Here is a 3,159-nt window from a genome sequence, read left to right as displayed (position 1 = left end):
AGCTCCTACAGGGTGAACACTTTCCCCTGTAGGAGCTGCCGAAGGCTGCGATCTTTTCGCTCTTAATTCGAGGTCTTGGCCATCTGCCGATCCGACGCGCGCCAGATCAATCGCGTGGTGTCATAACCCTGCTGACGCGCCTTGCTCAGCAGCTCTTCACGCACCACACCGTTGACGGTCGGCGTGCGTGACAGCAGCCACATGTACTTGCGGCTCGGGTCGCCGACGATGGCGGTCTTGTAATCGTCGCTGACGTACAACACCCAGTATTCGCCTTTCGCTACACCTGGAATCAGACGCGAGAACCAGGTGTCAAACTCGACCCAGAGCTTGTCGGTCTTGCCCGCCACCTGTGGATAAGCCGTGCCCTTGGCCTCTTCCCATTGCCATTCAGGCGTCAGGCAGCGATTGAGCACCGCGACATTGCCGTCAGGCTTGAGGGTGTAACGGGCTTCGGATTGCGCGCAATTGCGCTGGAAGTACATCGGCAAGCGCGCCAGTTCATACCAGGTCCCCTGATAGCGCTTGAGATTGACGCTGTTGACGGTTTTCGGCGCCAACGGGTCGACGCCGGAACTGGCGCAGCCGGCCAATACCAGGCCGGCAAAAAGGATCAGCAATAACCGCTTCATTTTTCTTCTCCGTGGGCGCGAAGCCCCGGTTTACTTCAGGCCTTGGCCGGAAAACATCAGCACTTTGTCACCGGCGTATTGCACGCTGATAAAGCTGTTCTTGTCGCCCCAGGTGCAACTGGACATGCCGAGCGCGCCCGAGCAATCAGTCGGTTTGCCGAGCAGGGTCTCGACTTCGGCCTTGGCCATACCGGCGGAGAGCTTGGCGTAGTTTTCCTGATTGACCTTGCTGCATGCGGCCAACAGCACGCAAAACGACAGCAGGGCGAGAGATCGCAGCGACATGGTGTAACTCCTGGAACGAGGGGGGATGGCATGGTGCCAACCAGAAGCTTAGAAGAGAAAACCCTCATCTGGTTCCGTTGCCGGACGGCTATTTATTAGCCCGCCCGTCTGGCTTTTGCCAATAAATCAGACACTTTGTAGGGCTATCAGGCATTTCGTCGTCTTTTGCAAAAGACGCCTAATCTTTGGCGCGCAGCGGTCGACATAAAAGCAGCGCAAAGCTCCGACGATGGAAAATTGCCGCCTTTTCTTGACCAGCCCCTTCGCGGTAGCTCATTCGATGACCAGAAACATGAAATTCAGCCACAAGATCTTGTTGGCTGCCGCCCTCGTGGTGGCCGTTGCGTTCGCCTGTTTCATATTGTTCAACGACTATCGACAGCGCGAAGCCCTGAGCACCAGCACCGAATCCTCAATGCAGGAACTGGGCAGCCTGACCACCAGCAACATCCAGACCTGGCTCGAAAGTCGCATTCAGTTGCTGCAATCGCTGTCGCAGCAAGTCGCAGTCGACGGTAACGCGCCAGCCAGCCTGAAACGCATCATCGACCTGCCCGCCTACACCGGCAATTTCCAGCTCAGCTACTTCGGCGGCGCCGACGGCGTGATGTTCTCGGTGCCGGCCGGCAACCGTGCGCCGGATTACGATCCGCGTGCCCGTGGCTGGTACAAAGCCGCCAACAGCGCCCAACAGACCATCGTCACCGAACCGTACATTGCCGCGTCCTCGGGCAAGCTGGTGATCACCGTCGCCACCCCAGTACAGCGTCAGGGCCAGATGCTCGGCGTCGCCGGTGCCGACATCGACCTGACCAGCGTCAGCGCGATCATCAATTCGCTGAATTTCGGCGGCCACGGCCACGCGTTCATCGTCAGCGCCGACGGCAAGATCCTGATTCACCCGGACAGCAAACTGGTGCTCAAGACCCTCGCTGAGGCTTATCCGAACGGCGCGCCGAAAGTCAGCCCGAGCCTGAAAGAAGTCGAGTTCGACGGCAAGACCCAACTGATCTCCTTCACCCACGTCAACGGCGTGCCGTCGGCGGACTGGTACGTTGCGCTGGTGCTGGACAAAGACACCGCGTTCGCGATGCTCAGCGAATTCCGCACGTCGGCACTGATCGCCATGATCATTGCCGTGGTGATCATCATCGCCCTGCTCGGCATGCTGATCCGCGTGTTGATGCAGCCGTTGCTGACCATGGGCCGCGCCATGCACGACATCGCCGAAGGTGAAGGCGATCTGACCAAGCGTCTGGTGATTCACGGCAACGACGAATTCGGCGCGCTGGGTACTTCGTTCAACCGCTTCGTCGAGCGTATCCACACCTCGATTCGCGAAGTGTCCTCGGCCACCGGCCAGGTCAACGAAGTCGCCCTGCGCGTGGTAGCGGCGTCGAACTCGTCGATGTACAACTCCGATCAGCAAGCCACCCGCACCAACAGCGTGGCCGCCGCGATCAACCAGCTCGGCGCCGCCGCGCAGGAAATCGCCCAGAACGCCGCCCTCGCCTCGCAGCATTCCAGTGATGCGCGCAGCCTCGCGGTCGACGGTCAGCAGGTTGTGGATAAGACCATCCACGCCATGCAACAGCTGTCGGCGAAGATCAGCGATTCGTGCGGCAACATCGAAGCCCTGAACAGCAACACGGTGAACATCGGCCAGATCCTTGAAGTGATCACCAGCATTTCCCAGCAGACCAATTTGCTCGCGCTCAACGCCGCGATCGAAGCGGCGCGCGCCGGTGAGGCCGGTCGTGGCTTTGCCGTGGTTGCCGATGAAGTGCGCAATCTGGCGCACCGCACTCAGGATTCGGCGCAGCAAGTACAGAAGATGATTGAAGAGCTGCAAGTCGGCGCACGTCAGGCGGTCAACATCATGACCGAGAGCCAGCGCGAGAGCGAAAGCAGCGTCGGCATCGCCAACCAGGCCGGCGAGCGCCTGGGCAGCGTGACTCAGCGTATCGGCGAGATCGACGGGATGAACCAGTCGGTGGCGACTGCGACCGAAGAGCAGACCGCTGTGGTCGAGTCGATCAATGTCGATATCAACGAAATCAACACACTGAATCAGGAAGGTGTGGAGAACTTGCAGGCGACATTGCGCGCGTGCTCGGATCTGGAGCAGCAGGCGGCGCGGTTGAAGCAGTTGGTGGGCAGTTTCCGCATTTAAGGATCAAAAGATCGCAGCCTGCGGCAGCTCCTACACAGATCGAGTTCACTGTAGGAGCTGCCGCAGGCT

Annotated in this window: 3 protein-coding genes; 1 reads left to right on the top strand and 2 read right to left on the bottom strand. The window is 59.7% G+C overall.

The features are described from left to right. Positions 1-62: 62 nt before the first annotated feature. Both EJA71_RS12120 and EJA71_RS12115 read right to left on the bottom strand, forming a co-directional pair. Positions 63-632 carry a lipocalin family protein gene (locus EJA71_RS12120; protein ID WP_158957097.1) on the bottom strand — a complete coding sequence of 190 codons (570 nt, stop codon included), beginning with the start codon at positions 630-632 and terminating at the stop codon, positions 63-65. Positions 633-662: 30 nt separating this feature from the next. Beyond that, the gene (locus tag EJA71_RS12115) at positions 663-917 is read right to left on the bottom strand and encodes a hypothetical protein (protein WP_158957095.1); all 255 of its coding nucleotides are present in this window, start codon (positions 915-917) and stop codon (positions 663-665) included. Positions 918-1,197: 280 nt separating this feature from the next. On the opposite strand from EJA71_RS12115, the gene EJA71_RS12110 reads away from it, so the two are divergent. After that, positions 1,198-3,090 (top strand): methyl-accepting chemotaxis protein, encoded by a 1,893-nt coding sequence (locus EJA71_RS12110; RefSeq protein WP_218576481.1) that lies wholly within the window; start codon positions 1,198-1,200, stop codon positions 3,088-3,090. Positions 3,091-3,159 lie beyond the last annotated feature (69 nt).

The sequence above is a fragment of the Pseudomonas sp. PB106 genome, from assembly GCF_009764645.1.
In the GTDB taxonomy this organism is placed as follows: Bacteria; Pseudomonadota; Gammaproteobacteria; order Pseudomonadales; family Pseudomonadaceae; genus Aquipseudomonas.
Note: the sequence above shows the minus strand (reverse complement) of the source record. Positions and strands in the feature narration are given on the sequence as shown.

Coding starts and splice junctions, on each gene's coding strand:
- EJA71_RS12110 (WP_218576481.1), top strand. CDS start 1,198: ATGACCAGAAACATGAAATTCAGCCACAAGATCTTGTTGGCTGCCGCC.
- EJA71_RS12115 (WP_158957095.1), bottom strand. CDS start 917: ATGTCGCTGCGATCTCTCGCCCTGCTGTCGTTTTGCGTGCTGTTGGCC.
- EJA71_RS12120 (WP_158957097.1), bottom strand. CDS start 632: ATGAAGCGGTTATTGCTGATCCTTTTTGCCGGCCTGGTATTGGCCGGC.